At 56.3% G+C, this 25,030-nt stretch carries 29 protein-coding genes; 25 read left to right on the forward strand and 4 right to left on the reverse strand.

Annotation, left to right across the window (positions count from 1 at the left end; all coding sequences use genetic code 11):
• Window positions 1-23 precede the first annotated feature (23 nt).
• The 18 genes from KFE13_RS15190 to KFE13_RS15275 all read left to right on the forward strand — a co-directional run bounded on the left by KFE13_RS15190 (window position 24) and on the right by KFE13_RS15275 (window position 10,833).
• The gene (locus tag KFE13_RS15190; protein ID WP_260703935.1) at window positions 24-209 is read left to right on the forward strand and encodes a type Z 30S ribosomal protein S14; all 186 of its coding nucleotides are present in this window, start codon (window positions 24-26) and stop codon (window positions 207-209) included.
• 207 nt (window positions 210-416) lie between these two features.
• Complete coding sequence (gene rpsH / locus KFE13_RS15195) at window positions 417-815, forward strand: 30S ribosomal protein S8 (protein WP_260703936.1); 399 nt, start codon at window positions 417-419, stop codon at window positions 813-815.
• A 111-nt stretch (window positions 816-926) separates the two neighbouring features.
• Window positions 927-1,466: a 50S ribosomal protein L6 gene (gene rplF, locus KFE13_RS15200; RefSeq protein ID WP_260703937.1), complete on the forward strand. Its 540-nt coding sequence runs from the start codon at window positions 927-929 to the stop codon at window positions 1,464-1,466.
• 162 nt (window positions 1,467-1,628) lie between these two features.
• Window positions 1,629-1,994 (forward strand): 50S ribosomal protein L18, encoded by a 366-nt coding sequence (gene rplR, locus KFE13_RS15205; RefSeq protein ID WP_260703938.1) that lies wholly within the window; start codon window positions 1,629-1,631, stop codon window positions 1,992-1,994.
• Window positions 1,995-2,050: 56 nt separating this feature from the next.
• On the forward strand, window positions 2,051-2,557 hold the full coding sequence (rpsE, locus tag KFE13_RS15210; RefSeq protein ID WP_260703939.1) for a 30S ribosomal protein S5: 507 nt from the start codon (window positions 2,051-2,053) through the stop codon (window positions 2,555-2,557).
• 37 nt (window positions 2,558-2,594) lie between these two features.
• The gene (gene rpmD / locus KFE13_RS15215; protein WP_260703940.1) at window positions 2,595-2,783 is read left to right on the forward strand and encodes a 50S ribosomal protein L30; all 189 of its coding nucleotides are present in this window, start codon (window positions 2,595-2,597) and stop codon (window positions 2,781-2,783) included.
• Between the two features lie 97 nt (window positions 2,784-2,880).
• Window positions 2,881-3,342 (forward strand): 50S ribosomal protein L15, encoded by a 462-nt coding sequence (rplO, locus tag KFE13_RS15220; RefSeq protein ID WP_260703941.1) that lies wholly within the window; start codon window positions 2,881-2,883, stop codon window positions 3,340-3,342.
• Window positions 3,343-3,441: 99 nt separating this feature from the next.
• Complete coding sequence (gene secY / locus KFE13_RS15225) at window positions 3,442-4,854, forward strand: preprotein translocase subunit SecY (RefSeq protein ID WP_260703942.1); 1,413 nt, start codon at window positions 3,442-3,444, stop codon at window positions 4,852-4,854.
• A 43-nt stretch (window positions 4,855-4,897) separates the two neighbouring features.
• Window positions 4,898-5,599 carry an adenylate kinase gene (locus KFE13_RS15230; protein WP_260703943.1) on the forward strand — a complete coding sequence of 234 codons (702 nt, stop codon included), beginning with the start codon at window positions 4,898-4,900 and terminating at the stop codon, window positions 5,597-5,599.
• Between the two features lie 4 nt (window positions 5,600-5,603).
• Window positions 5,604-6,353: a type I methionyl aminopeptidase gene (gene map, locus KFE13_RS15235; protein WP_260703944.1), complete on the forward strand. Its 750-nt coding sequence runs from the start codon at window positions 5,604-5,606 to the stop codon at window positions 6,351-6,353.
• 94 nt (window positions 6,354-6,447) lie between these two features.
• Window positions 6,448-6,666 carry a translation initiation factor IF-1 gene (gene infA, locus KFE13_RS15240; protein ID WP_035352293.1) on the forward strand — a complete coding sequence of 73 codons (219 nt, stop codon included), beginning with the start codon at window positions 6,448-6,450 and terminating at the stop codon, window positions 6,664-6,666.
• A gap of 125 nt (window positions 6,667-6,791) precedes the next feature.
• Window positions 6,792-6,905 carry a 50S ribosomal protein L36 gene (gene rpmJ / locus KFE13_RS15245; RefSeq protein WP_013581269.1) on the forward strand — a complete coding sequence of 38 codons (114 nt, stop codon included), beginning with the start codon at window positions 6,792-6,794 and terminating at the stop codon, window positions 6,903-6,905.
• A gap of 141 nt (window positions 6,906-7,046) precedes the next feature.
• On the forward strand, window positions 7,047-7,427 hold the full coding sequence (gene rpsM / locus KFE13_RS15250) for a 30S ribosomal protein S13 (protein ID WP_260703945.1): 381 nt from the start codon (window positions 7,047-7,049) through the stop codon (window positions 7,425-7,427).
• Between the two features lie 3 nt (window positions 7,428-7,430).
• Complete coding sequence (gene rpsK / locus KFE13_RS15255) at window positions 7,431-7,853, forward strand: 30S ribosomal protein S11 (RefSeq protein WP_260703946.1); 423 nt, start codon at window positions 7,431-7,433, stop codon at window positions 7,851-7,853.
• A gap of 120 nt (window positions 7,854-7,973) precedes the next feature.
• On the forward strand, window positions 7,974-8,606 hold the full coding sequence (gene rpsD, locus KFE13_RS15260; RefSeq protein ID WP_260703947.1) for a 30S ribosomal protein S4: 633 nt from the start codon (window positions 7,974-7,976) through the stop codon (window positions 8,604-8,606).
• Window positions 8,607-8,750: 144 nt separating this feature from the next.
• Window positions 8,751-9,848, forward strand: coding sequence for a DNA-directed RNA polymerase subunit alpha (locus tag KFE13_RS15265; RefSeq protein ID WP_260703948.1), 1,098 nt, complete (start codon window positions 8,751-8,753; stop codon window positions 9,846-9,848).
• Between the two features lie 100 nt (window positions 9,849-9,948).
• Window positions 9,949-10,428 carry a 50S ribosomal protein L17 gene (gene rplQ / locus KFE13_RS15270; protein ID WP_260703950.1) on the forward strand — a complete coding sequence of 160 codons (480 nt, stop codon included), beginning with the start codon at window positions 9,949-9,951 and terminating at the stop codon, window positions 10,426-10,428.
• Between the two features lie 114 nt (window positions 10,429-10,542).
• Window positions 10,543-10,833, forward strand: a complete 291-nt coding sequence (locus tag KFE13_RS15275; RefSeq protein WP_260703952.1) for an ArsR/SmtB family transcription factor — start codon at window positions 10,543-10,545, stop codon at window positions 10,831-10,833.
• Window positions 10,834-10,903: 70 nt separating this feature from the next.
• On the opposite strand, the gene KFE13_RS15280 is transcribed toward KFE13_RS15275, so the two are convergent.
• Window positions 10,904-13,624, reverse strand: a complete 2,721-nt coding sequence (locus KFE13_RS15280; RefSeq protein WP_260703954.1) for a TonB-dependent receptor — start codon at window positions 13,622-13,624, stop codon at window positions 10,904-10,906.
• A gap of 135 nt (window positions 13,625-13,759) precedes the next feature.
• Here KFE13_RS15280 and KFE13_RS15285 point away from each other — a divergent pair, with 135 nt between their 5' ends.
• Together KFE13_RS15285 and KFE13_RS15290 are read left to right on the forward strand one after the other, a co-directional pair.
• The gene (locus KFE13_RS15285; RefSeq protein WP_260703956.1) at window positions 13,760-14,326 is read left to right on the forward strand and encodes an RNA polymerase sigma factor; all 567 of its coding nucleotides are present in this window, start codon (window positions 13,760-13,762) and stop codon (window positions 14,324-14,326) included.
• 9 nt (window positions 14,327-14,335) lie between these two features.
• Window positions 14,336-15,109 carry an anti-sigma factor gene (locus tag KFE13_RS15290; RefSeq protein WP_260703957.1) on the forward strand — a complete coding sequence of 258 codons (774 nt, stop codon included), beginning with the start codon at window positions 14,336-14,338 and terminating at the stop codon, window positions 15,107-15,109.
• A gap of 12 nt (window positions 15,110-15,121) precedes the next feature.
• Here KFE13_RS15290 and KFE13_RS15295 read toward each other — a convergent pair whose 3' ends face one another.
• From KFE13_RS15295 to KFE13_RS15305, 3 genes are read right to left on the reverse strand one after another with little or no spacing between them, the layout of a single operon-like run.
• Window positions 15,122-16,186, reverse strand: a complete 1,065-nt coding sequence (locus tag KFE13_RS15295; RefSeq protein WP_260703959.1) for a YVTN family beta-propeller repeat protein — start codon at window positions 16,184-16,186, stop codon at window positions 15,122-15,124.
• Between the two features lie 4 nt (window positions 16,187-16,190).
• Window positions 16,191-16,970, reverse strand: a complete 780-nt coding sequence (locus KFE13_RS15300) for a carboxypeptidase regulatory-like domain-containing protein (RefSeq protein WP_260703961.1) — start codon at window positions 16,968-16,970, stop codon at window positions 16,191-16,193.
• 17 nt (window positions 16,971-16,987) lie between these two features.
• A complete protein-coding gene (locus tag KFE13_RS15305) occupies window positions 16,988-18,061 on the reverse strand; it encodes a cytochrome-c peroxidase (RefSeq protein ID WP_260703963.1) in 1,074 nt (357 codons plus the stop codon).
• Between the two features lie 269 nt (window positions 18,062-18,330).
• Between KFE13_RS15305 and KFE13_RS15310 the strand changes: the two genes are divergently transcribed.
• From KFE13_RS15310 to KFE13_RS15330, 5 genes are all read left to right on the forward strand, one after another.
• Entirely contained in the window at window positions 18,331-19,917 is a 1,587-nt protein-coding gene (locus tag KFE13_RS15310) for a PQQ-binding-like beta-propeller repeat protein (RefSeq protein ID WP_260703965.1), read from the forward strand.
• Between the two features lie 62 nt (window positions 19,918-19,979).
• Window positions 19,980-21,524 carry a hypothetical protein gene (locus tag KFE13_RS15315; protein WP_260703967.1) on the forward strand — a complete coding sequence of 515 codons (1,545 nt, stop codon included), beginning with the start codon at window positions 19,980-19,982 and terminating at the stop codon, window positions 21,522-21,524.
• Window positions 21,525-21,587: 63 nt separating this feature from the next.
• Window positions 21,588-22,805 (forward strand): cupin domain-containing protein, encoded by a 1,218-nt coding sequence (locus KFE13_RS15320; RefSeq protein ID WP_260703969.1) that lies wholly within the window; start codon window positions 21,588-21,590, stop codon window positions 22,803-22,805.
• A 7-nt stretch (window positions 22,806-22,812) separates the two neighbouring features.
• A complete protein-coding gene (locus tag KFE13_RS15325; protein ID WP_260703971.1) occupies window positions 22,813-23,862 on the forward strand; it encodes a sugar phosphate isomerase/epimerase in 1,050 nt (349 codons plus the stop codon).
• A 10-nt stretch (window positions 23,863-23,872) separates the two neighbouring features.
• Window positions 23,873-25,015, forward strand: coding sequence for a Gfo/Idh/MocA family protein (locus KFE13_RS15330; protein ID WP_260703973.1), 1,143 nt, complete (start codon window positions 23,873-23,875; stop codon window positions 25,013-25,015).
• Window positions 25,016-25,030: the final 15 nt, after the last annotated feature.

Below are 25,030 nucleotides of genomic sequence, written 5' to 3' on the forward strand. Positions count from 1 at the left end.
TTGAAGGATAGAGAGTAAAGGTTATGTCAACTACTGCAAAGCGCGTCAAAGACGCAAGTAAGCCGAAGTTCAAGTCCCGCAAGCACAACCGCTGCCAGCTCTGCGGTCGTCCTCGCGCCTTCCTTCGTAAGTTTGGCGTCTGCCGTCTCTGCTTTCGCTCGCTCGCTCTCAAGGGAGAGATTCCGGGCGTCGTGAAGTCGAGCTGGTAAAGACTGTTCTCGGGCGAAGTTTGCCTGATATACTAATTTCATCATCCGCATGTGGAGGATTTTGTCCGCATGCTCGATCCAGAGACCTCATTCAAGCTACGGCTTAGGGTGCAGACGTCTGGAACGTAACCAAGCAAGGCAACAAGGCATTCCCGCTGGTTCTCGTAAGCATACGTCTGCGAGCGAACGGGGGATGAAGGAGATTGAATGAACCTCACTGATCCAGTAGCAGACTTTTTGACCCGTATCCGTAACTCCATTCGTGCTCGCCACCAGAAGCTCGACGTTCCGGCCTCGAAATTGAAGGCCGAGATTGCTCGCATTCTGAAAGACGAGGGTTACATCGCAAACTACAAGGCGACCGAAGAAAACGGACAGCGGATTCTGCGTGTGTACCTGAAGTACGGCACCAATAATGAAGCTGCCATCCGTGATCTGCAGCGTGTTTCGCGTCCCGGCTGCCGCGTATATGTAGGCCGCGATGAGATTCGCCGCGTTCAGGGCGGACTTGGTATCTCGATTATGACCACCCCGAAGGGGGTGATGACGGGTCGCCAGGCTCGCCGCGAAGGTGTTGGCGGCGAGATCCTCTGCGAAGTCTGGTAGTACCGCTTCGCAGTCTTTGCAGGTTTTGTTTTACCGGCAATGAAAGTTGCCGTTGGCTGCAGTGGAACTCGATCCCGATCGAGAGACTCGCAAGCCGCTAAAGGATTTGAAATGTCACGTATTGGTAGGAAGCCGATTCCGGTTCCCGCAGGCGTCAAGTATACGGTTAACGGCAATACGGTTCTGGTTGAAGGCCCGAAGGGCAAGGTTACGGCTCTGCTGCCGCAGGGGATCAAGCTGGTCCAAAAGGACGGCACGATCGTTGCCGAGCGCGAGAACGACAAGCAGGCTGCGTTTCATGGCCTTGCCCGCGCATTGGTCTTCAATGCAGTTCAAGGCGTTACCGCTGGCTGGACGAAGGAGCTAGATATCGTTGGTATCGGTTACCGTGTCGAGATGAAGGGCAAGAATACCGTAGTGTTCACGCTGGGCTTCTCGCACCCGATCGAGTTCCCGCTGCCCACCGGCATTACCGTCGAGATTGATCCGAAGCAGACGCATCTGACCATCGCCGGCGTTGACCGCCAGAAGGTGGGGCAGGTTGCCGCCGATATGCGTGCGCTGCGCAAGCCCGATCCGTACAAGAATAAGGGCGTTCGTTATACCGGAGAGAAGCTGAAGAAGAAGGTTGGTAAGACCGGAGCCAAGTAAGGTCCGGCCGTAGCCGCAAGTTAGGAACCGGAGGCTGGGTTGGAGTTGTCCCGGCAGATTGAGGAAACTCAGATTCACCCTCCGGTCCCTGTTCCCGATTGAGAAAGTTGAAGCCGAACGTCGTCAGCATTCTGGCGACGCTGTTAGGAAAGGAAACGAACTATGATTACTCCTCGCAAGCGCGACGTTATCCGCAAACGTGTCCATACGCGTATCCGCGAAAAGCTCGCCGGTACGGCAGAGCGTCCTCGTCTGAACGTTTATCGTTCGCTCGACCACATTTACACACAGCTGATCGATGATGCGAACGGTGTCACGCTGGCTTCTGCTTCGACGCTCACCAAGAAGGGCGAAGCAAAGAAGACCGGTGGCAACATTGCTGCGGCCACTGAGGTCGGCAAGCTGATCGCTGAGCGTGCGCAGGCCAAGGGCATCAAGAAGGTGGTCTTCGACCGCGGCGGTTATCTCTATCACGGCCGTATCAAGGCTCTGGCCGACGCAGCCCGCGAGGCGGGTCTGGAGTTCTAAGTTTCTTTTGAACGGCGCTCGCAGGATCGAGCAGCCAGAAAGCTGGATAAGACACTATGGCAACAAGAAAGAAGATCGACGCGAACAAGCTCAACCTGAAGGACCAGGTCGTCAGCATCAACCGCGTCACCAAGGTCGTCAAGGGTGGCAAGAATATGTCTTTTGCCGCGCTGGTTGTTATCGGCGACCCGGCTGAGGGTGTTGTTGGCTACGGTTCGGGTAAGGCGAAGGAAGTGCCTCAGGCCATCCGCAAGGGCATCGAAGCCGCCAAGAAGAACCTCTTCAAGGTAAACCTGACCGAGACCTCGATTCCGCATCAGGTGCTGGGCCACTACGGCGCAGGCCAGGTGATGCTGAAGCCTGCTCCTGAGGGTACTGGTGTCATCGCCGGAGGCACGGTTCGTGCAGTGATGACTTCGGCTGGCGTGCAGAACGTGCTGACCAAGTCCATCGGCACCAAGAATCCGCATAATGTTGTCAAGGCCACCTTCGATGCTCTTGCGCAGCTGCGTAACAAGACCGAAGTTGCCGCACTGCGCGGCAAGGCCGAAGAAGAGCTGTAAGCAAAGTTTTTGAGAAGTGTAAGAGGAGTTTCTAGCTATGGCCGAAACCAAAGCCAAAATCAAGCTGCAGTATTTCCGCTCGAAGATTGCTACGCCGGAGAAGCACAAGCTCGTTGTTAAGGGCCTCGGCTTCACCAAGCTGAACCAGATCGTTGAGCGTGAGGACACGCCGTCTATCCGCGGCATGGTCGCAAAGATTCCCCATCTCGTGCGTATCGTCGAGTAGGGAACCGGTGCCGCAGTAAGTCTTTACCGATCACCTGAGAAGGTTGATCCCAAATGCGAGTCGGGAGCGATCCTCCCGGCGTTATAGCGAGGAAATCATGGCAATTCGTAATCTCTCTAATTTGAAGGCCCCTGCAAAGGCCAATAGCAACAAGAAGCGTGTCGGCCGCGGTATGGGCTCGGGTATGGGTAAGACTTCGACCCGTGGCCATAAGGGGCAGGGTTCGCGTTCTGGTTCGCGTCTGATGCGTGGCTTCGAAGGCGGCCAGATGCCGCTGCACCGCCGTCTGCCCAAGCGCGGCTTTACGAACATCTTCCGTACCGAGTACACCGTGCTTGGCCTCGACCGTATTGCCGAGATCAACGCAGCCTCAAAGGAGACCGAGTTTACGCTCGAGAAGATCGTCGCGCTCGGCTTGCTACGCAAGAAGAATGGCCTGCTTAAGGTGTTGAATAACGGTGAGATCAAGGTTGCCGTTACGGTGCATGCGCATAAGTTTTCGAAGACTGCCCAGGAAGCGATCGAGAAGGCCGGCGGTAAGGCCGTTCTGATCGGCTAAGCTGGACAGCATGTAAAATTCAGGCAGCGAGGGAGACGTCCCTCGCATCGCCGGTTCATCCGGTTTCTACCTGCTCCACCCTCGAGGTTCTGCTTTCCGATGTTTGACAAGTTTAAAAACATCTTCCGCATTCCAGACCTGCGCAAGCGCGTTTTCTTTACACTTGCTCTTCTGGCTGTTTATCGCCTGGGATCGCACATTCCTACCCCCGGCATCAATGGGCAGATGCTCGCTGAGTTCTTCAATCAGAACTCCGGTTCGGCGCTTGGACTGGTCGACCTGTTTTCGGGTGGTAACCTGCGCAAGCTGACCATCTTTGCCCTCGGCATCATGCCGTATATCACGGCATCGATCATCTTCCAATTGCTAACGGTCATTTATGAGCCGCTGGCGAAGCTGCAGAAGGAAGGCGAGCTTGGCCGCCGCAAGATTACGCAGTGGACGCGTTATGTCACGGTGCTGCTCGGTATTATTCAGTCGTTTACCATTGCGCTGACGCTGACCAATACTTCGACCGGATCGTCGATGGTGACAATCCCGCGCGCTGCTTTCATTCCACTCTGCGTACTCACGCTTACAGCTGGTACCGCCTTCATTATGTGGCTGGGCGAGCAGATTACGGAGCGCGGTATCGGCAACGGTATGTCGCTGCTGATCTTCACAGGTATTGTGGTTGGTCTGCCTAAGGGAATCGCCGAGCTTTATGACAAGGTGAAGACAAACGCCTGGGGAGCTTTCACTCCTGTGGCCGTGGCCATCCTAGTTGCGGGCATGATTGCGGTTGTTGCCTTCATCGTCTATGTCGAGCGTTCTGAGCGTCGCATCCCGGTGCAGTATGCGAAGCGTATCGTCGGCCGTCGTATGATGGGCGGTCAGTCGACCTTCCTTCCGCTCAAGGTGAACTCCGGCGGTGTGATGCCTGTCATCTTCGCGAGCTCGATTCTTTCGGCTCCGCTTCTATTTGCAGGCATGAGTTTCTTCGGCAGTGGACCGCTGCGTGATACCAAGTTCTTCGGACCTATCCTGCAGTACATCTCGCCGGGTGAACCGCTGTATGAGCTTATCTTTGCGGCTGCGATCATTTTCTTTGCGTACTTCTATATCTCGATCGTCTTCCGTCCGGATGACATCGCAGATAACATGCGCAAGTATGGCGGCTTCATCCCCGGCATTCGTCCCGGTAAGCGCACCGCAGATTTTATCAATGACATTCTGACCCGCATTACGCTGGTGGGTGCGCTTTATCTGATCATCATCGTCATGATTCCACAGTTGATTATCAGTGGTATCCACTTTAATCATCTGTGGCTGGTCGGCCCAATCTTCGACAAGCTGCCGAGTTGGATGACGAACGGTCTTGGCGTGACCTTCTACTTCGGCGGCACGTCGTTGCTGATCGTCGTTGGCGTCGCGATGGATACGGTCCAGCAGATTGAATCGCAACTTATCATGCGTCACTATGACGGCTTCACTCCGAAGAGCGGTCGTATTCGCGGACGCAAGAGCTGGTAGGGAAGTGGCAACATTGACTCAAGAATCCGCACACTCTCCGGCCTTGGCAGAACCATTTCTGCCGGGGCCGGTTCTTCTTCTGGGCGCTCCCGGTGTGGGTAAGGGGACGCAGGCACAGCTTCTGATGGCCGACTACGGCATTCCGCAGATCTCGACCGGAGATATTCTCCGCGACAACATTGCACGCGGTACGGACCTGGGCAAAGCGGCGAAGGGGCTTATGGATCAGGGGCAGCTCGTTTCTGACGAGATGGTCAACGAGATGGTTGGCGCACGACTGGCTCAGCCCGATGTGAAGCGCGGTTACATTCTCGATGGGTATCCGCGTACGATTGGCCAGGCGGAGTGGCTGGATGCGCATCTGGTCTCACTGGAGCAGTCGGCTGGGGCCGTCGTTCTTCCGTTGGTAGCGGTGAATATTCGCGTTGATGAACAAGTGCTGCTGCGCCGTATTACGGGCCGCCGGATCTGCTCACAGTGCAAGCATATTTATAACGTTTACTTCAAAGCTCCGAAGCGGGAGGGCATTTGCGATATCGACGGTGCGCCTCTGCAGCACCGCTCCGACGATACCGAGGCTGCATTCACGGAACGTATGAAGGCGTATCACGCGCTAACAGCTCCAGTGATTGAGCACTATTCGAAGCAGGGCCGTTTCCGCGAGGTCGACGGCGACCGCTCGGTTGAGGCGGTGACGGCGGCAATTGAGTTGTCGCTTCGTCAGCTTCGCCAGGTAGGACTCTAACTCAATGGCGATTATGATCAAAACGCCGCAGGAGATTGCGAAGATGCGAGTCTCCGGCATCGCTCTCCGCAAGGTTCACGATGCGCTTGCGCCACATGTCAAGGCTGGCGTCTCGACGATGGATCTGGAGGAGATCGCTGTAGCGAAAATCGCCGAGTTGGGCGGAAAGGCCGCGTTCAAGGGCTATCACGGGTATCCGTCGGCTCTGTGCACATCGATCAATGAAGAGGTTGTCCATGGAATGCCGAATGCAAAGCGTGTTCTGAAGGATGGGGATGTCCTTTCGATCGATTGCGGCGTGATTATTGACGGCTTCTACTCCGATGCGGCCGTAACTTACTCGATCGGAAAGGCTTCTGCGGAGACGCAGAAACTGCTGGATGTCACCAAAGCTTCGCTGGAGGCTGCCATTGAGCAGTGCCGGGTCGGTGGACGGTTATTCGATATCTCGGCCACGGTTCAGGAGATGTGCGAGGCGGCTGGATTTGGTGTTGTGCGTGAGTTTGTCGGCCATGGGATCGGTCGCAGCATGCACGAGGACCCTCAGGTTCCGAATTTTGGTACTCGAGGCAAGGGACCGAGGTTGAAGGCCGGGATGGTTCTGGCGATTGAGCCGATGATCAATGCCGGACGGCCAGAGGTGAAGGTTTTGAAGGATGGGTGGACGGCTGTGACGGTCGATGGCAGCTATAGCGCCCATTTTGAGCATACGGTGGCCATTACGAACGACGGCCCGCTGGTGCTGACGCGGTAAAAATCCTCAAAATGAGGAAATTTACCTCAAAGTTGAGGTATCATAAGAGATGCTGCGTGCGGTGCGCCGTACGCGTTTAGCACAAGGAGAGCGTTTGTCGAAGGAAGATGCAATTGAGGTAATGGCAACGGTTGTTGAGACGCTGCCCAACGCGATGTTCAAGGTCGAGCTTGAGAACAAGCATCAGGCTTTGGCGCACGTCTCCGGACGTATGCGTAAGAACTTCATTCGTATCCTCCCCGGCGACCGTGTTGCGATTGAGCTCAGTCCATACGATCTCAACCGCGGCCGTATTGTCTACCGCTACAAGTAGACGAATCAGCTTCTGGCTTTTAGCGTTTCGCTTCCAGCCGGATCCATGCAGTACAAGTCAGGTATCCATCGCGAAACCATGTGGTGAAACCGCTGGTTGGCGTTGGTGGGTGTTGAGGAGAAGTAATGAAGGTCCGTGCGTCAGTTAAGAAGATCTGCGATAAGTGCAAGGTGATTCACCGCCGCGGCGTCGTTCGCGTTATCTGTGAGAACGCAAAGCACAAGCAGCGTCAGGGATAGTCACTCTACGCGGCCCCGCAGGGCTAGTTCGCCGAAGTCAAGGCGTGCGTTGAACCCTGCGGACACTGTAAGCAGTCAGTAAGCCGAAACCGTCAACCTGCTCCGTGGCGAAGCTTCCGGAGCCTAACGATAAGGACTCAAATGGCACGTATTGCTGGAGTCGACGTACCGAACAATAAGCAGGTACGCATCGGACTCACCTACATCTTCGGCATCGGCAACTCGCGCGCTGCGAAGATCCTGGCTAAGGCGGATGTCGATCCGTTTGCCAAGATTGCAACGCTGGACGAGGATCAGCTGAACCGCATCCGTCACGTCATCGAGCAGGAAGGCCAGATCGAGGGCGACCTCCGCAAGGACGTTTCGCTCAACATCAAGCGCCTGATCGAAATTCAGTCGTACCGTGGTCTTCGTCACCGCCGCTCGCTTCCTGTTCGCGGCCAGCGCACCCACACTAACGCTCGTACCCGCAAAGGTCCTCGCAAGGGAACAGTCGCCGGTAAGAAGAAAGCGACGAAATAAGCCATGGCGAAGACGCAGCAGAAGGCCGCCGGCGCCAAGACCGGGAAGAATAAGAAGTTCAAGAAGCGCGAGCGGAAGAACGTTCCGTATGGTCTGGTATTCATCCAGGCTTCGTTCAACAACACCATCGTCACCATCACCGATCAGACGGGCAACACGCTCAGCTGGAAGAGCTCGGGCTCGCTCGGCTTCCGCGGCTCGCGTAAGGGAACTCCGTTCGCTGCGCAGCAGGCTGCGGTTGGAGCTGCCAACGCTGCTCGCGAGCACGGTCTGCGCTCGGTCGATGTGCGCGTCTCGGGCCCTGGTTCGGGCCGTGAGTCGGCCATCCGTGCGCTCGCCTCGGCTGGTATCGAGGTGCGTTCGATTCGCGACGTCACTCCGATTCCGCACAACGGCTGCCGTCCTCCGAAGCGTCGCCGCGTGTAAGTTTCTCAACATAAGTTCTGCGGGAGTCGAATGGCTCCCGCAGGAAACTCAACCTGGATCGTGATGAAGCGCAGCCAGCGCGTAAAGCGATCGACACCCGAAGTCAGGAGATAGAAAGTTATGGCACGTTATACCGGACCCGTCTGCCGCCTTTGCCGCCGTGACGGAACCAAGCTCTTCCTCAAGGGAGCAAAGTGTTTCTCAGAGAAGTGCCCCGTTGAAAAGCGCAACTTCCCCCCTGGCCAGCACGGCCAGTCCAAGAAGCAGAAGAAGGTTGTCGGCTACGGTCTGCAGCTCCGCGAGAAGCAGAAGGCGAAGCGTATCTACTTCACGCTCGAGGGCCAGTTCCGCGCTTACTATGAAAAGGCCTCGAACAAGACCGGCGTTACCGGCGAACTGCTGCTGCAGCAGCTTGAGACACGTCTTGACAACGTGGCTTACCGTCTCGGTTTTGCGCTGAGCCGCCGTCAGGCCCGTCAGCTGGTCCGTCACGGCCATGTTCAGGTGAACGGCCGCAAGGTCAACATTCCGTCCTTCCAGTGCAAGGTCGGTGATGAGATTGCGATCCGCGAGGGTTCGAAGTCGATTCCGATCCTCGAGAGTGCGAAGGATTTCGCGAGTGGACAGCGGGCAGCGACTTGGCTTGATATCAACCGCGACAACCTCTCCGGCAAGATTCTCTCTCTGCCGAAGCGCGAGGATATCCAGCTCCCGGTCAACGAGCAGCTGATCGTCGAACTTTACAGCAAGTAATCAGGCTTCGCTGCCGGTCTCGGAAGAGGCCGGCAGTAACGTTGTTCTCCGAGGAGACGACGAACACCACAACCGAATACGCCAACCGCATCACCCGCCGGACCGCAGAGTGCTTCGCGGCCGGGACGGTAAAGGAGAAAACACATGCTTTGGAGAGGATTCCAGAAGCCCAAGCGTCTCGCAGTCGATAGCGAGTCTCTCACCGAAAAGTACGGCAAGTTCAGCGCCCAGCCCTTTGAGCGCGGCTTCGGTACCACCATTGGTAACGCGCTCCGTCGGACGCTGCTCTCGTCGATCGAGGGTGCTGCCGTTACGGCGGTTCGCATCGAAGGTGTGCTGCACGAGTTCCAATCGATCGCCGGCGTTGTTGAGGATGCGACCGACATCATCCTGAACCTCAAGCAGATTCCGTTCAAGTTGAATGGCGATGGCCCGAAGGCCCTTTATCTGCGTTCGGATGCTGCTGGTGTTGTCACCTCAGGCTCGATCGAGGCCGACGGCGACGTCGAGATTCTCGATAAGGACATCTACATCTGCACGGTCTCCGAAGGCGGCAAGATCGACATGGAGATGCGCTTGAAGCGTGGTCGTGGTTATGTCTCGGCTGACAAGAACTTCGACGCCGATCTCGGACTTGGCTTTATTCCGGTCGATAGCGTCCACTCGCCTGTGCGTAAGGTGAACTACCTGGTTGAGGCTGCACGTCTCGGCCAGATCACCGACTACGACAAGCTGACGCTCGAGATATGGACCAACGGTACGGTTTCTCCTGCTGATGCGCTCGGCCTTTCGGCCAAGCTGCTGAAGGATCACATGACGATCTTCATCAACTTCGAGGAAGAGATGGAGACGGGGCAGGACGGTCTGCATGATGGACCGGCGGTTCGCAACGAGAACCTCAATCGCTCGGTTGAAGAGCTTGAGCTTTCGGTGCGCAGCTACAACTGCCTGAAGAATGCCAACATTGCGACCATCGGTGAACTGATTCAGAAGACCGAGGCCGAGATGCTGAAGACGAAGAACTTCGGTCGCAAGAGCCTGAATGAGATCAAGGAGATTCTTGCCCAGATGGGTCTATCGCTCGGCATGAAGATCGATGAGAACGGCAACCCGCAGCCCGGACCGACCTCGGTTCTTCCTGCGGCGACACTCGCAGCGAGCTTCGGTCGCTTCGATGACGACGATGAGGATGAGGATGAGGACGACGACCTCCACATTCCGGCTGATTCGGATCATTTCTAACTCTGTAACGATGGGAAGCGGAGTGAATCGTTCCGCTTCCCGCTAATTTGCAACACCAAATCATCCGGTTGAGCAGAAGCTCGAACCGAAGGAGATCAAAATGCGCCATCGCAATGCAGGATTCAAACTAGGACGTAATACCAGTCACCGTCGCGCCACGCTGCGCAACCTTGTCACTTCCATCATTGTGATGGATCGCATCGAAACTACAGTTACCAAGGCCAAGGCCTCGAAGCCGCTCGTTGAGCGGATGATCACGCTGGGCAAGCGTGGTGATGTTCATGCTCGCCGTCAGGCAGCGGCGTACCTTCTGACGCCAGAGTCAGTTGATCGTCTTTTTGCTGTTGTTGCACCACGTTATGCTTCTCGTAACGGCGGCTATTCGCGCATCACGCGTACAGGTGCTCGCAAGGGCGATGCTGCGGAGATGGCATTCATCGAGTTGCTCGGCGCTGAGCAGGAGCTGAACGAGAAGGCTCAGAAGCGCGCAGACGCTCGCGCGAAGAAGCGTGAGGAGCTGCAGAAGCAGCTTGAGGAGCAGAATGCTCAGGCGGGTGATGAAGGCGAGCAGCAGTCGTAAGAAGTTGATTATGTAAACTCAAACGAGCGCATCCACAGAGATGCGCTCGTTTCTTTTGCTGCTACAAAATGATTGTCTTTCGATGACAGGATGCCATCCGGTAAAGTAGGGATTGTGGCCGAAACGAAACCAGCTCTACTCTCCGATCGTCAGTTTCACCTGATCTCCCGCGCTCTAGCGGACCCGCGACGGTATGAGATTCTGCAGAAGCTTGGCCGCCAAGGTGTGTGCCCATGCGGCGATATTCGCGAGTGCATTCCCGTGAGCGCTGCCACGTTATCGCATCACATGAAAGAACTTGAGAATGCTGGGCTGGTTGAGCCGGAGCGGAATGGCAAATTTGTGAACTATACGCTGCGTCGTGATGTGCTGGCAGCATACCTGGATCGTCTGGCGAGAATCTAGGCGACCGTGTTTGGAATGGATGGAAAGCCCCGGTATCGTGCCGGGGCTTTTTTCTTGAGGTTGGTGTGGCTTATTTCTTGTGAAGGGTAAACCTTATTCCTCCGAAGAGGGTGAAGGGAGCGCCGGGGGCGAGGAAGGTAGTGTTGCGTACGGGGTACTGGCCGTTAATGGCGGGGAAGGGACGCGCGATGAAGTGACCGCTGTTGTCGTAAGGTGTCGTGCCGAGTTGGGCGGCGGTGTAGTAGTGGTTGTTGGTGAGGTTGTTGATCTGCGCGAAGAGTTCGAGTTTGGGGCTGAAGGTGTAGCGGGCTCCTGTACTGAGGGTGGCGTAGGCGGGTGAGCTTCCAGAGCCGAGGTAGTAGGTTCCATCGGGCTGGTGGAGGTTGTTCTCGTTGCCGCGCGCGTAGGAGCCTGAGACAGCGATGAGGTTGGCGTCGATGACCAGCTTGCGGAGCGGTTTGTAGTCGGCGTAGGCTTTGAAAATGTGCTGTGGAGTTTGCGGGATGCGATCGCCGGGCGAGATGGTGATGTCGCCGTCGAGGCCGGGCTGGCCGCTGTCGTTGGAGCTGTTGCTGCCTCCGTTGACGACCTGCGAGGACTGGTAGGTGGCGTTGAGGAAGGTGTATCCGGCACCGAGGGTGAGACGGCGCAAGCTGGCGCTGATGTTGGCTTCGATGCCCTCTCGTTTGGTGCTGCCGAAGTTGAGGAAGTAGCCGAAGCCGGTCTGCTGGGAGGCGACGAAGAGAAGATCATTGGAGTTAATGCCACGGAAATAGCCGACGCTCCAGGAGAGCGGCTCATGTTCGAGGCTGCGAATGCCGGCCTCGACGGTGCGGCTGACGACCTGATTGAGGGGAGGGTCGGAGACGAGGGCATTGGGAAGGTTGCAGGGGAAGTTGGGATCGGCGCAGCCGAGTTCGATGGAGGTAGGCGCGCGGCTGGCTTCGGCGTAGTTGGCGTACGCGGAGAGACCGGGAAGGATGCGGTAGGTGGCTCCAATGGAGGGGTTGAAGCGCTGGAAGACGTAGGTGCCGGTGAGAGAGCCGTGCACGGTGCTGGGCGGCAGGCGGTCGGTGTTGTCGACAGTGGTGCGGTTGTAACGTCCTGAGGCAGAGATGGACCAGCGGCCGAAGGTGGCGGTGTCGGCAAGGAAGAAACTGGGCGTGTTGATCGTGCCGTGCAACTGAACACGCGTATCGACAGGAGCGCCGTCCTGATTGGTCGAACCGTCAGCGTAGGCATTGACGGGAGTGACACTGACGCCATCGGTGTTGAGGTAGCCGAATTGGGAGAGCTGTCCATAGCTGAGAGAGCTGCGGTCCCAGGCAGCGCCGAAGGAGAACACGTTGCGGCTGGTACGCCAGGAGGCGAGGCCGAAGAGTCCATAGTTGTTTTGCTGGGTGCGTGTGTTGGTGATTATGCCGGTGCACTTTTCGGAGGGCTCGTCCTGCTCGAGCGCCTGCGCGATGCATCGCCAGTAGGGGAAGGGCTCGGTGGTGGGGTTACCGGTGGTGGGGAATCCGGTGTATCCGGCGGCGGTGAGCGCGGCGATGTCGGCTTTGCTGAGGTTGTAGAGCGACTGGTCGAAGGAGTCGTTGTTGATGTCGCCGTTGGTGGTGTCGGAGCGCGTGTGCCGGAAGTAGGCATTGCCGGAGAGCGTGAGGCTATTGGTGAGCGCATGCGTGGCGTTGAGGGTAAGTGTCGGCGAGTGGTTCCAGGTGGTGTCGGGGATGGTGTAGACGCTGGTGTAGTCACGGTTGAGAGCGCGGAAGTCCTGCAGGCCATTGCCGGTGAGCTGATTGATGGCGTAGGAGCCGCTTAGGGAGAGCGTGGTGCGTTCGCGCAGCAGGCGGAGTTTGGCGAAGGACTGCCGGACTTCAGAGGGAGAGAATTTGCGCCAGCCGTCTTCGCGGAAGTAGTTGCCGGCGAGGAACCAGTCGAAAGTTTTGGCCTGAGTTGAGCCGCCGTAGGAGGCTTCGACGGAGGCGCGGGCGAAGTAGCCGCCTATGATCTGCGCGGTGGCTCCGGCGTTGTCGATGCCGTTTTTGGTGCGGACGGAGATGGCTCCGCCGAGGGTGTTGAGCCCGAAGAGCGGATCGGAGCCAGGCATGAGCTGCATGTCCTGAATGGCGACCTTGGGGATGAGGTCCCAGTCGACGACGTCGCCGAAGGGCTGGTTCTGGCGAACGCCGTCGAGGTAAATGGAGAGGCCCTGCGGGGTGCCGAGAAGCGGCGAGGCGGTGTAGCCACGATAGTTGATGTCGGGCTCGAAGGGATTGTTGGCGTTCTCATTGATGTAGACGCCGTTGAGTCGCTTGTTCAGGACGTCGGTAATATAGATGGCGTTGGCGTGCTCGATGTCGAAGGCGTTGAGTCCCTGGACGGGGACGGGGCTGCGGTCGATGGGCAGATCTTCACCGATGGGCGTGGTGGAGACGACGGAGATGGAGGTGGAGATGTCAGCGATTTTGAGTGCGACGGTCTTCGAGACGGGGAGAGACGAGGTGAACTCGACGGGGAGGACGAGGGTCTGGAAGCCGGTGCGGGAGACTTCGAGGTGGTATCGGCCGAGCGGGAGATTGCTTATGGACCAGGTGCCGTGGATGTCGGTGCGTGCGGAAAAGTGCGCGTTGACCGAGGTGCCGGTGAGCGTACCGGTGGCCTGCAGGGCTGCACCTGTGGGGTCGATGACGTGGAGTTCAAGGGCGCCGGTGGCCTGCTGGGCGCGGAGGTTCGCGGTGACAAACACAAAGAGAAGGAGCAGCAGGGTGCTGAGGGAATATTTGTGCATTTGTTGAGCTTTTGATATTGAGTTCTACAGGGGATATTCCGTGGTGCGGAGTTTTGTTCAGGGTTTTTTAGGGTGGGTGGTGCGGTGGGTAGGTGAGGAAGGTAGTATGAGACGTCTCACATCCGGGTGGATTTTTTGCCGATAATCTCCTTCATCGCGACGTCAGGAATTGAGCGCTGGGCGGCTGGGGCGCTTGGCCGCGAGGCGGAGACACGGGCCTGTCTTGAAGAGGAGATTCTCGATCTTTATGGGCTGTATCGGCTTCGGCTGTTTCGCTATGCGATGTCACTTGGGCTGCGGGCGCAGGATGCGGAGGATGTGGTGCAGGAGGTGTTTCTGGTCCTGTTCCGGCATCTGGAGGCGGAGCGATCACGCAGCAATCTGCCGGGATGGGTGTTTCGCGTGACGCACCGGTTTGCGTTGAAGCGACGGGCGAAGTATAAGGCTGAGGAGTTCATTGAGGGTGAAGATCGGCTGGAGTTTTCGGCTACGACGATGCCGACGCCCGAAGATGAGGCGCTGTTTGCGGCGCAGCATCGCAGACTGCAGCGTATCTTTCTGGCATTGCCGGAGACGGATCGGCTGTGTCTGCAGCTGCGGGCAGAGGGATTGACGTACAGGGACATTGCGGAAGTTCTCGGAGTGTCGCTCGGCTCGGTGTACAACTCGTTGACACGATCGTTGAAACGGATGAGTTGTTGAGGTGTTGCGATGAAGGAACGTATCAGGCATATGGATCACGGCGAGGCGCTGAGGCTGCTTGATGGAGAGATGTCTCTGGCCGATGCAGCGCACTGGAGGACGCATCTTCAAGGGTGCGATGCGTGTGCGGCCATGCTGGCAGAGACGGAGAGCACGTCGAATGCGGTGAAGGGAGTCGTCTACGAGCGCGCCGAGCCGGTATGGGGGCAGGAGCAGGCGAATGAGCGGCTGCGATTAAGGCTGCAGGAGACTTCTGAAACCGTGAAGCCGCAGAGAGCGGGACTACTGCTGCCGCGAGTTCGATATGCGTTTGCTGCGTGTGCGGTGCTGGTTGTTCTTTTAGGTGTAGCCGCGCACTATCGATCGCAGAGTGTATTGGCTGCGCTGCCAAACAAGAACCTGACGCCTGGGGCGACGCGTGAGGTGGAGTTGGCGGAGCTATGTGCTGCTGGGGATGACGACGATCTTGATCCGTCGGTTTCGGCGTCGGTGCAGACGGCAGTGTTCCATGAATATGGGATTGCGAATGCCGCGCGCGAGAAGGATTTTCAGGTGGACTATCTGATCAATCCTCAGCTAGGCGGGACGAACGATATTCACAATCTGTGGCCGCAGCCGTATCAGTCGACGGTGTGGAATGCCAGGGCGAAGGATGCGCTGGAGCGGCATCTTCATCAGATGGTGTGTGAGCGCAAGGTCGATCTGGCTGAGGCGCAACGAGAGATTGCGACGAACTGGATTGCGGCATATCAGAAGTATTTCCACACGGCGAAGCCGGCCTAGTGCGTCCCCCAGCTACGGCAGAACGATGACTCCCCAGGGGCCTTTGCCTGCTGAGACCTTCTTCACCACTGACATGTCAGGTAGCGATACGGCGGTGATGTCGTTGGACGGGCCGTTGGCGGAGTAGAGGGTTTTGCCGTCGGGTGAGAGAGCGATTCCCCAGGGGCGGGCACCTACTTCGACTGAGCCGACCACGGTGTCGTTTGCGGTGTCGATGGCGAAGACCTTGTGGCCGCGGCCGGTGCTGACGTAGAGCCGGGTGGCATCGGGCGACAGAAGCACGGACATGGGTTTGACGAGCCCAGGCTGGCCGAGCGAGATGGTTTTGACGACCTTATGTTTTGCGGTGTCGATGACAGTGACGGTGCCGTCGTTTTCAGCGTTTACGTATGCGTGTTTGCCGTCGGGCATGAAGGCTACGGAGCGTGGGCGATGGCCGACTTTGAAGGTTGCGATGATCTTTCCGGCAGCGAGGTCGAGGACGGCGATCTCGCTGGTTTCTTCAGATGTGATGTAGACCTGCTTGCCGTCGGGGGTGACCTTTACGCCTTCGGGTTGTGCCCCGATCTTGAGGGTCTTGGCGACGGTGCCTGAGGCGACATCGACGATGCTGACACCAGAGATGTCTTCGTTGGAGATGTAGATCTGCTTGCCGTCGGGGCTGACGTCGAAGTTTTCGGGATCGGAGCCGCCGGGGATGATTTTGACAACCTTATTCTGGGCAACGTCGAAGACGCCGATGCCGTCGGCGCTTTTATCGGCCGGTGGGAGCGTGCTCTCGTCGACGTCGGGGCCGGCGATAGGTGTGCCGCTGAGGGCAACGTAAATCGTTTTCTTATCGGGGCTGGCATGAATTCCGCGTGGACGCTTACCGAGGGGGACGGTGGCGAGGACATTCCAGTTGCCGCTGTCGATAATGGAAAGATCGCCGCCGACTTCGTTCGTGGCGTAGATCTTTGGCGCTCCCGAGGCAACGGGAGCCGGGGTGCTGGCGGGCGGAGCAGCGGTCGGCGATTTGCAACCGGCGAGCAGAAGGAGAGTGCAGCCTAGAGTCCAGATGGAGTGATGTTGACGCATATCTCTACTTGTCCTTGAATGTGAAGTCGACTACGGCGTGCGCGTTGGGCTCTACTTTGATCTGTTGCTCCTGCGTTCCGAGCTTCTCCTGCCATATTGCCACGGTGTAGGTCCCTGGCGGGAGATTGGCGATGCGGAAGGTGCCATCTTCTTTGGAGATTGAGAAGTAGGGATGATCGAGAACGCCGATGTAGGCGCGCATCCAGCTATGGATATTGCATTTGACGGGGATCATGACCTCAGCCTGGAGGAACTTGCGTGAGAGTGCGGGATCCCCTGGCCCCTGGCTGTGGTTCCACTCGCGATTGATCTCGGCTACAGGGTGGATGTTGTGCGTGACGGGATCGGAGTTGACGATTTTGACGATCTGGTTAACCTGGACGCCGAGGATGCGGGGATGGAACCAGCATCCGTTTTGATCGATGACGACAGGCTCGGAGGGGACTTCGAAGGTCTTTCCTTCGAGGCCGGACTTGATGTAGATGAAGGCGTTGGCGAGAGCGTGATCGGGGCCGGTGACGAGCGACTGATCGACGGCTTTGCCGTGGTGCGCGCTGACACATGCGGGATCTTCGCTCATGTCGATTGTCTTTGGCTTCGGCGCTTTGCCGAGGTAGCGGACTTTTCCTGTGATCTCCGCTGCGGTGGCGGGGTCGACCTTGAAATAGGTGACCTGAGGCTTTGAGGCATCGTTTGCCGGAGCTGGTGCAAGCTTGCGCGAGCAGCCGGTTTCAAGGACGACGAAGAGTAGAGTGGCAAATGCGATGGACCGAGTGATAGTCATGACTGCCTGTTCTGAGTTTACTGATTCTCTGGCGGACCGACATGGACAGGAGGCCTACCCGTCAGAGATTTCAGAAATTCGACGAGGTCGGCGCGTTCCTGGCCGGAGAGTTTGATAACTTTGATCTCTTTGTCGAGGTATGGGTTTGAGTTGCCGCCTCCGGCGTAGAAGTCGACGACCTGCTGCAGGGTCTGCAGGCTGCCATCATGCATGTAGGGCGCGGTGTTGGCGACATTACGCAGTGTGGGTGTTTTGAAGGCTCCGCGGTCGGAGTCGATTTTGGTCTGGAGATAGCGGCCAAGATCTTTCAGGTTGCCATCGTCTTCAACACCGACGCCGATGTTGTGAAACTTACCGTCGGTAAAGAGCGAGGATTGCGGTCCAATGGTATGGCACGCGGCGCAGTTGCCTTTGTTGGGATCGATGAAGAGGGAGAGGCCGCGCATCTGTGATGGAGTGAGTGCGTGTGTGTCGCCCTGGTATTGGTAGTGATCGAAGGCGGAGTCGCCGCTGAGGAGAGTGCGTTCGAAACTCGCAAGGGCTTTCTGAATTCTTGCGATGGTGATGTCGCTGGAGCCGTAGGCTTCGGCAAACATGCGCTGATAGGCAGTGTTTTTGGAGAGCTTGGATACGGTGACTTTATGAGACTGGTCCATCTCGGCGGGGTTAGTCATGGGGATGGAGGATTGGGCCTCGAGGCTGGCTACGCGTCCATCCCAGAATTGAAACGGCTGATAAACAGAGTTGAGAGCGGTTGGTGTGTTGCGCGTGCCGAGCGCTGCGTCGACTCCCTGCGCGATGCTACGGCCGTCGGTGAAGTCGAGCGCAGGGTCGTGGCAGGTGGCGCAGGAGACGGAGTTGTCCTTCGACAGACGCTTTTCGTAGAAGAGATGGCGTCCCAGATTGATGGTTGCTGCCGTTGGAGGGTTGTCGAGTGGGAAGGGAACTGGAGGGAGGCCGAGCGGAGGCTGAATTGTGGTCGCGGCGTCGATGGGTTTATCGGATACAGTGGAACGGCAGCCAAGAATGAAGAAGAGGCATATTGTGCTGAGAAGTGCGGCGGCATGGCGTGTCAGGAGAACATTCCGCATTGCGCGATGAGGAAATGGAAAGACAGTTCGAACAGAAAAGACGCGCATAGCTGAGTTTTATCGTAAAGAACTTTGGCAGGGAGTGGGAAATGGACGAAGCGGGGAGAGTTCTGAGCTCTTGGATAATTTTTCGGCGACGATGGTTTGTGCGACGCGCAAGGGATGCGAAGGAGGGAAATCTACTTGACATGCTTTATGGCAGGTGGGTAGTATCCTCGCGAAATGAGACGTCTCATATTTGGAGTTCCGGAATTTCAGTGAGGGCTTTCATGGCACGTGATTGGTCACTCCGGCCGCTGCGACGACCGGGCATGGTTCTGCTGGTGGGATTGGGGCTTACGGCGTTGGGACACGGCCGTATCGCGCTCGGTCAGGCGGCTGAGTGGACGACGAGCAGCTATAACCCGCAGCGCGATGCCTGGCAGCGGAACGAAACGAAGCTCAATCGCAACAATGCGGGTAAGATTCAGCTGCTGTGGAAGTTAAAGACGGACAACAAGACGATGGGCATGCAGTCGTTCCGCGAGCCGCTGATCGTTTCGGGGATTCATACGCCGGGTGGTGTGAAGACCGTAGCCATTTTGGCGGGCAGCTCGAACGATGTTTTCGTAATGGATGCGGATACGGGCGCATTGGTGTGGGAGAAGAAGTTGAAATGGGCGTCTTCGCAGCCGCAGGAGGCAGGCGAGGGGCGGGGCTTTATCTGCACGAATGCATTGAGTGCGACTCCGGTGATTACGCCTGCTGGAGAGAAGGAACGAGTGCTGTATGTGCTGACGACAGACGGATACCTGCACATGCTGGCGCCAGAGACGGGAGATGAAAAAGAAGCTCCTGTCCAGATGCTCGGTGGTATCTATGGTAAGCCGTATGGCCTGAACCTCGTAAATGGCGTCGTCTATACGATTACGGGGCAAGGATGCGGGGGCGTTGCGAATGCGTTGTATGCGTACAATACGGCAACAAAGAAGGTAACGGTTTCTTCTCCGCCTCAGGGGGGATTGTGGGGAACTGCTGGGCCAGCGATCGGGACGGACGGTACGATCTACTTCGCGTCCGGAGACCATCCCTACGACGCAAAAACCGGCCAGCTTTCGACGAGCTTTCAGGCATATACCTTCTCGAACGATACGTTGACGTTGAAGGATTACTACACGCCTTCAAACTACAAGTGGCTGACAATTCGCGACCTCGATATCAACGCATCGCAAGTGGTTTTTCCATACAAAGGACGTGATCTGGTTGTGGGTGGCGGTAAGGAAGGTCGGTTCTTTCTTCTGGATAGCAAGTCGATAGGGGGAGCCGACCACCAGACACCCTTATTCCGCTCGGAGTTGATCGCGAATGCGAATGTCAACTTCCAAACGGAAGGGACATGGGGCAGTTTCGCTGCATGGAAGGACAGGAGTGGGACACAGTGGGTTCTGGCTCCGAATGGAGGGCCGACGACGTTCAAGTTTCCTGTGAATTATGGCCCTACACCGAACGGAGGGATTCTGGCCTTCAAAGTGGTGGATAAAGCGGGGAAGATAGTCATGACACCGGTGTGGCAGTCACGGGACATGATGACAGCGGAGGCTCCGGTGGTGGCTAATGGCTTGGTGTTCGCTCTGGCTGGCGGCGAGTTTACGGGGCAGGCAAACGAGGTAGAGGGTGGACTTTACAGCGCAGAGCAGAGAATCGAGCGATCAATTCCTGCGAAGTTGTATGTGCTGGATGCGCAGACGGGTAAGGAACTGTATTCAAGCGGGGATCAGGTGAAGTCGTTCCTGCATCAGGCTGGGCTTTCAGTGGCTGGTGGACGCGTGATCTTCGGAACGTTCGATGGAACGATTTATTGCTTCGGCATTAGGTAGCAAAGACATTATGCATGTTGCCTTGAGGCTTTGCTCAGAAAGCTGAATTGAGGATTGTCAGAATGAAGATATCGCCGGTCGTATGGGGGGGAGTTTCGTTTGCAGCGCTTTTCTGCGTGGTGCAGGCAAGTGGGCAGACGCTGGGAAATTGGAGCACAGCTCGCAATGATGCGGGGCACGCGGGGGTGCAAAAGGCCGAAAAGATCATTACGAAAGACAATCTGTCGAGCGAGTTCAAGTTTTTATGGAAGATCAAACTCGGGACCGCGGCAGGAGATAGCCGTTCATACAGCGAGCCGTTGCTGATTCCACGGTTAATTAATGCACATGGGTTTAAGGACTTCGTTATCTGGGCCGGCCCGCAGGATGTTTATGCCGTGGACTCGGAATTGGGGACGATGCTGTGGCAAAAGCACTATGATGCTGCTCCGGCTGCGTCGTGCGGTATATCAAATATGGCGATGCTCATGGAGCCTCCTGCGGTGATCAACTTTGGTGCACGCAGAGCTCCGGGGACTCCTCCGCCGCAACCGCAGCCTCCGCTAGCGGTTTCGGCGCGCAGAGTTGGCGTTTCGGCAGGTGGAGGAGGATTCGGGCTTAAGGGAATCTATGTCCTTACGGCAGATGGTTATCTTCATGAGCAGGTGGTTGCGACGGGGGCGGATTTTGCTCCTCCAGTGAAGTTTTTACCTGGGCCTGGTGGAGTTTCGAAGGGGATCAGCATTGAGGGGAAGACACTTTATTCTGTAACCAGTTCTGGTTGCGGAGCAGAGAATGCTCTTTATGCGATCGATGTAAATTCTCCGAGCTATCCGGTCTACAGATATTCGACAAATGCTGTTCCTCAACTTGTTGCGATGGGACCAACTTTGGGGGATGGTGTTGCATATGTCGTTACAGGTAAAGGAAGCACAGACGCTTCGGCGGGAATTTATTCCAATAGCATTGTGGCTCTGACGCCCGATGCCAAAGTGAAGGACTGGTTCACTCCGGCTGGCGAGGGCGAGCTGCACAATGTAACCCCCGTCGCGTTTACCTATAAGCAGAAAAAGTTGCTGGTTGCGCCCGGCAAGGATGGCAGCTTTGTTCTGCTTGATGCAGAATCGCTGGGTGGAACGGATCACCAGACTCCGTTGGCGCAGACTGCTTCTATATCGAAAGTAAACGAGGATGCACCGAGCGCGTTGGCAGTTTGGCAGGATGCTGCAGGAGCAGCGTGGGTCTTTGCTTCTATTCCGGGGCAGGTCGATGCTGCGAAGTTTGGTATGACGAATGGCCTCGTCTCACACGGCAGCATTGTGGCTTTCAAGATTGAAGATGAAGGGGGAAAGTGGTTGCTGGCGCCGCAGTGGATCTCACATGATTTTGTGAATCCAGCGCCGCCCGTTATTGCGAACGGTATGGTTGTCGTGTTGGCCCAAGGAAATGCTTCAACGCATGCGAAGCTGTTTCTTCTCGATGCTGCGAATGGCAAAGAGCTATATTCCAGTGGTGATTCTATTGGCACGTATGCACATATGGCCGGGGTTGCGGTGGGTGACGGGCATGTGTTTTTTGTCACTCACGACAACATGCTCTATTCGTTCGGGATTGGGCTGGAGCATTGACGGCGCATTTGTCTGATATAGACCGAATGTTTGTAAATGAAGATTTTGGGTAAAGGGATAAAGATGCTTAAGCGGACAACATTAGAAGAAGCGATGAATGTGGGTAACGGAGTGCTTCGGCTGGCTCCATGCTGGGTACCGCGTTCCTTCATGATTCCGGGGAGAAGACTGCGACTGCATCCAGATGATTTATACGCCTTTGGCGGACATCGTGGAGGAATAAACGAGCGATGGTTTTCATCGACGACGCAGGCTTCGAATGGGCCGGGCACGTTGCCGGATGAGGGCTTAAGTTATGTGAAAACCTTAGGGGGCGATTCTTTTCTTCTGAAAGAAGCAGTTGAGGTTGCAGGTGATTTATTGCTGGGCGCAGATGTCATGGAGCGCGAAGGCGGATGGAATCTGTTGTGCAAGTTCTTCGACAACATGGGGCCAATTCCACATCACATGCATCAGTCGGAAGAGTTTGCGAAGCAGGTTGGACAGAAGGGTAAACCTGAGGCCTACTATTTTCCGCCGCAATACAACCAGATTCAGAACAATTTTCCCCATACCTATATGGGGCTTGAGCCGGGTACGACAAAGGACGATATATGCCGTTGCCTGGAGAGGTGGAACCAAGGAGACAATGGGATTCTTGCGCATTCACGTGCCTATCGACTTATCCCTGGGGAGGGCTGGCAGGTAGATCCGGGGATTCTTCATGCGCCGGGATCGCTTGTGACCTATGAGCCTCAGGTGAATAGCGATGTCTTTGCCATGTTCCAGTCTGAGGTGGAAGGCCGCATTGTAGATTGGAGCCTCCTGACAAAAGATGTGAGGCCAGAGTTCAGCAAAAACATTGATTATCTGGTTAGCATGCTGGATTGGGATGCGAATGTAAATCCGGAATTTGTTAAGTCCAATAAGACCTCTCCGCGACTAGTCGGGGCTGAGCAAGAGATGGCGGATGCTGGATATCGCGAGGTATGGGTGACGTACGGAACCCCACACTACTCGGCGAAGGAGTTGACAGTTGCCCCGAATCGTCGCGTGGTGATCAAGGATGCTGCAGCATATGGCGTGATTGTGACACAGGGACATGGAAGTTTTGGCGGTCTGACAATTTCAACTCCGTCGATGATCCGATTCGGACAAATGACAGAGGACGAGTTGTTTGTGACGGCAGATGCGGCAAAGCAGGGAGTCGTGATTGAGAATACGAGTTCCAGCGATCCCCTCGTTCTTCTGAAGCATTTCGGGCCGGGTAATCCTGATGCTGTTCCCTTATTGACGAAGTGAGGAGCACGTGAGCAACGCGACGCATACGAAGCCGGCTATTCATAATGCAATGTGGCCCGGTCTGGTTGGTAAAGGTCCGGATTCAGAGCCTCCTATCGATCTTGAAACGATGCTGGACATGACGGCAGCGGCTGAGGTCGACGGGGAGAAGTTTGATGGAGTCGATCTTTTTGCATCGCTTCCGCATGTCGATATCGATTCGACCAAGGATGACCTGGCTCGGCTAGCAGATGGAATCGCAAAGCGGAATCTTGTTGTGGGATCGCTGGTGGCTCCCGTTTGGTCGCCGACGGGTGGCGGATCGGCGATGGGAGATGAAGAAAAGCGACACAGATTTCTCACGCAAGTTAAGAAAGCCTGCGCCATGGGGGAGACGCTACGTGACCTTGGTATCAGGCGCTATGGTGTTGTGCGCATTGACTCGGCCACGAGCCCGTCTGAGTGGGCGAAGGCTCCTGTCGAAAATACGAAGCGAATTGCCGCAACATTTCGCGAAGCCGCTGCTATCGCTGAAGGATTTGGAGAGCGGTTGGCTGCCGAAGGCGAGATCTGCTGGGGTGGCATGCACGGCTGGACGCATATGGTGGAGTTGCTCGAGCTGGTGGGACGGCCGCAGACGGTTGGATTTCAGGCCGACATGGCGCATTCGTTGCTCTACACACTAGGGTACAACTCTTTAGAGAGCAGGCTGTTGCCGGAGGATTTCGACTGGTCACAGCAGGATGCATTAATGGAAGCTCTTCGAAAGCTCACCGATGCGCTTCGCCCATGGACAATTGATTTTCATGTTGCCCAGAACGATGGCACAGTCCACGGTACGGGGTCTCATGATAAAACGGGACGTCATTGCCCAGCCAATGATCCAAACGGCAAGATGGATATTGTGAAGGTTGCCGGTCTTTGGATGCGTGGTCCTGATGGGAATCCAACGCGTGCGTTTCAGCACATCTGCTGGGATGGCTGTATGTTTTCGAACGCAACCATGACTTCACCAGAGACATGGAATGATGTGCTGCACACATTGATCGAAGTACGTGATGCTCATGGATGGGATTAGAGCTGAAGATATGGCAAAGAAAGATCTCAATATCGGCTTGGTAGGCTACGGGTTTATGGGGAGAACGCACTCGAATGCATTTCTGCAGGCTCCTCGCTTCTTTGACTTGCCATATAAACCAGTTCTAAAAGCCGTTTGCGCCCGCAATGCAGATCGCGTGAAGGGGTTTGCAGAAAACTGGGGTTATCAATCGATCGAGACTGACTGGCGTGCGCTGATTCAGCGCAGCGATATCGACCTGATCGATATCGCGAGCCCGAACGATACGCATGCCGAGATTGCGATTGCTGCGGCAAAAGCCGGAAAAATGGTGATGTGCGAAAAGCCGCTTGGCAGAACGGTGGTGGAGGCCCGCGAGATGGTGGCTGCGATGGATGCATCGAAGAGCCCCAACATGGTCTGGTACAACTATCGACGCGTGCCGGCATTGGTCTTGCTGAAGGAATTGCTGGACGAAGGGCGCTTTGGGCGGATATTTCACTATCGGTCGCAGTTTCTACAAGACTGGACTATCTCACAGGATCTTCCTCAAGGGGGAGAGGGATTGTGGCGGCTCGATTCTTCTGTTGCAGGCAGTGGCGTAACGGGCGATTTGCTGGCGCACAACATTGACATGGCACTGTGGTTGAATGGCGCGATCCATGAAGTTTCAGCGATGACGGAGACCTTTATCAAGGAGCGCAAGCACAGTATCACCGGCAAGATGGAGCCCGTGGGAATCGACGATGCCAGCTCCTTCATTGGACGCTTTCAAAATGGATCGATGGCCCTGTTTGAAGCTACTCGCTATGCGCGTGGACACAAAGCGCTGTTTACGCTTGAGATCAATGGTGAGAAAGCTTCAGCAAGATGGGACCTGCATGATCTCCATCGGTTGGAGTTTTTTGACCATCGGGATGAAAGCAGGCTGCGTGGATGGAAGAGCATTCACATTACAGATGGGGATCATCCGTATATGAAACAGTGGTGGGTGCCTGGCTTACAGATTGGATACGAACATACCTTCATTCATCAGGTCGCGGATTTCTTGCAAGGCATTGGTCAGGGAAGGGAAGTAGCTCCGACATTCAGAGATGGCCTGGCCGTCGATTATGTGACTGATGCTGTTCTGAAATCTGCAAAGACCAGGCAGTGGGAAACCACAGGTATTTGATCTTCGAGGAGAAGT

It is taken from the genome of Edaphobacter flagellatus, from assembly GCF_025264665.1.
Taxonomy (GTDB): Bacteria; Acidobacteriota; Terriglobia; order Terriglobales; family Acidobacteriaceae; genus Edaphobacter; species Edaphobacter flagellatus.

Coding starts and splice junctions, on each gene's coding strand:
- KFE13_RS15190 (WP_260703935.1), top strand. CDS start 24: ATGTCAACTACTGCAAAGCGCGTCAAAGACGCAAGTAAGCCGAAGTTC.
- rpsH (WP_260703936.1), top strand. CDS start 417: ATGAACCTCACTGATCCAGTAGCAGACTTTTTGACCCGTATCCGTAAC.
- rplF (WP_260703937.1), top strand. CDS start 927: ATGTCACGTATTGGTAGGAAGCCGATTCCGGTTCCCGCAGGCGTCAAG.
- rplR (WP_260703938.1), top strand. CDS start 1,629: ATGATTACTCCTCGCAAGCGCGACGTTATCCGCAAACGTGTCCATACG.
- rpsE (WP_260703939.1), top strand. CDS start 2,051: ATGGCAACAAGAAAGAAGATCGACGCGAACAAGCTCAACCTGAAGGAC.
- rpmD (WP_260703940.1), top strand. CDS start 2,595: ATGGCCGAAACCAAAGCCAAAATCAAGCTGCAGTATTTCCGCTCGAAG.
- rplO (WP_260703941.1), top strand. CDS start 2,881: ATGGCAATTCGTAATCTCTCTAATTTGAAGGCCCCTGCAAAGGCCAAT.
- secY (WP_260703942.1), top strand. CDS start 3,442: ATGTTTGACAAGTTTAAAAACATCTTCCGCATTCCAGACCTGCGCAAG.
- map (WP_260703944.1), top strand. CDS start 5,604: ATGGCGATTATGATCAAAACGCCGCAGGAGATTGCGAAGATGCGAGTC.
- rpmJ (WP_013581269.1), top strand. CDS start 6,792: ATGAAGGTCCGTGCGTCAGTTAAGAAGATCTGCGATAAGTGCAAGGTG.
- rpsM (WP_260703945.1), top strand. CDS start 7,047: ATGGCACGTATTGCTGGAGTCGACGTACCGAACAATAAGCAGGTACGC.
- rpsK (WP_260703946.1), top strand. CDS start 7,431: ATGGCGAAGACGCAGCAGAAGGCCGCCGGCGCCAAGACCGGGAAGAAT.
- rpsD (WP_260703947.1), top strand. CDS start 7,974: ATGGCACGTTATACCGGACCCGTCTGCCGCCTTTGCCGCCGTGACGGA.
- KFE13_RS15265 (WP_260703948.1), top strand. CDS start 8,751: ATGCTTTGGAGAGGATTCCAGAAGCCCAAGCGTCTCGCAGTCGATAGC.
- rplQ (WP_260703950.1), top strand. CDS start 9,949: ATGCGCCATCGCAATGCAGGATTCAAACTAGGACGTAATACCAGTCAC.
- KFE13_RS15280 (WP_260703954.1), bottom strand. CDS start 13,624: ATGCACAAATATTCCCTCAGCACCCTGCTGCTCCTTCTCTTTGTGTTT.
- KFE13_RS15290 (WP_260703957.1), top strand. CDS start 14,336: ATGAAGGAACGTATCAGGCATATGGATCACGGCGAGGCGCTGAGGCTG.
- KFE13_RS15295 (WP_260703959.1), bottom strand. CDS start 16,186: ATGCGTCAACATCACTCCATCTGGACTCTAGGCTGCACTCTCCTTCTG.
- KFE13_RS15300 (WP_260703961.1), bottom strand. CDS start 16,970: ATGACTATCACTCGGTCCATCGCATTTGCCACTCTACTCTTCGTCGTC.
- KFE13_RS15305 (WP_260703963.1), bottom strand. CDS start 18,061: ATGCGGAATGTTCTCCTGACACGCCATGCCGCCGCACTTCTCAGCACA.
- KFE13_RS15310 (WP_260703965.1), top strand. CDS start 18,331: ATGGCACGTGATTGGTCACTCCGGCCGCTGCGACGACCGGGCATGGTT.
- KFE13_RS15315 (WP_260703967.1), top strand. CDS start 19,980: ATGAAGATATCGCCGGTCGTATGGGGGGGAGTTTCGTTTGCAGCGCTT.
- KFE13_RS15320 (WP_260703969.1), top strand. CDS start 21,588: ATGCTTAAGCGGACAACATTAGAAGAAGCGATGAATGTGGGTAACGGA.
- KFE13_RS15330 (WP_260703973.1), top strand. CDS start 23,873: ATGGCAAAGAAAGATCTCAATATCGGCTTGGTAGGCTACGGGTTTATG.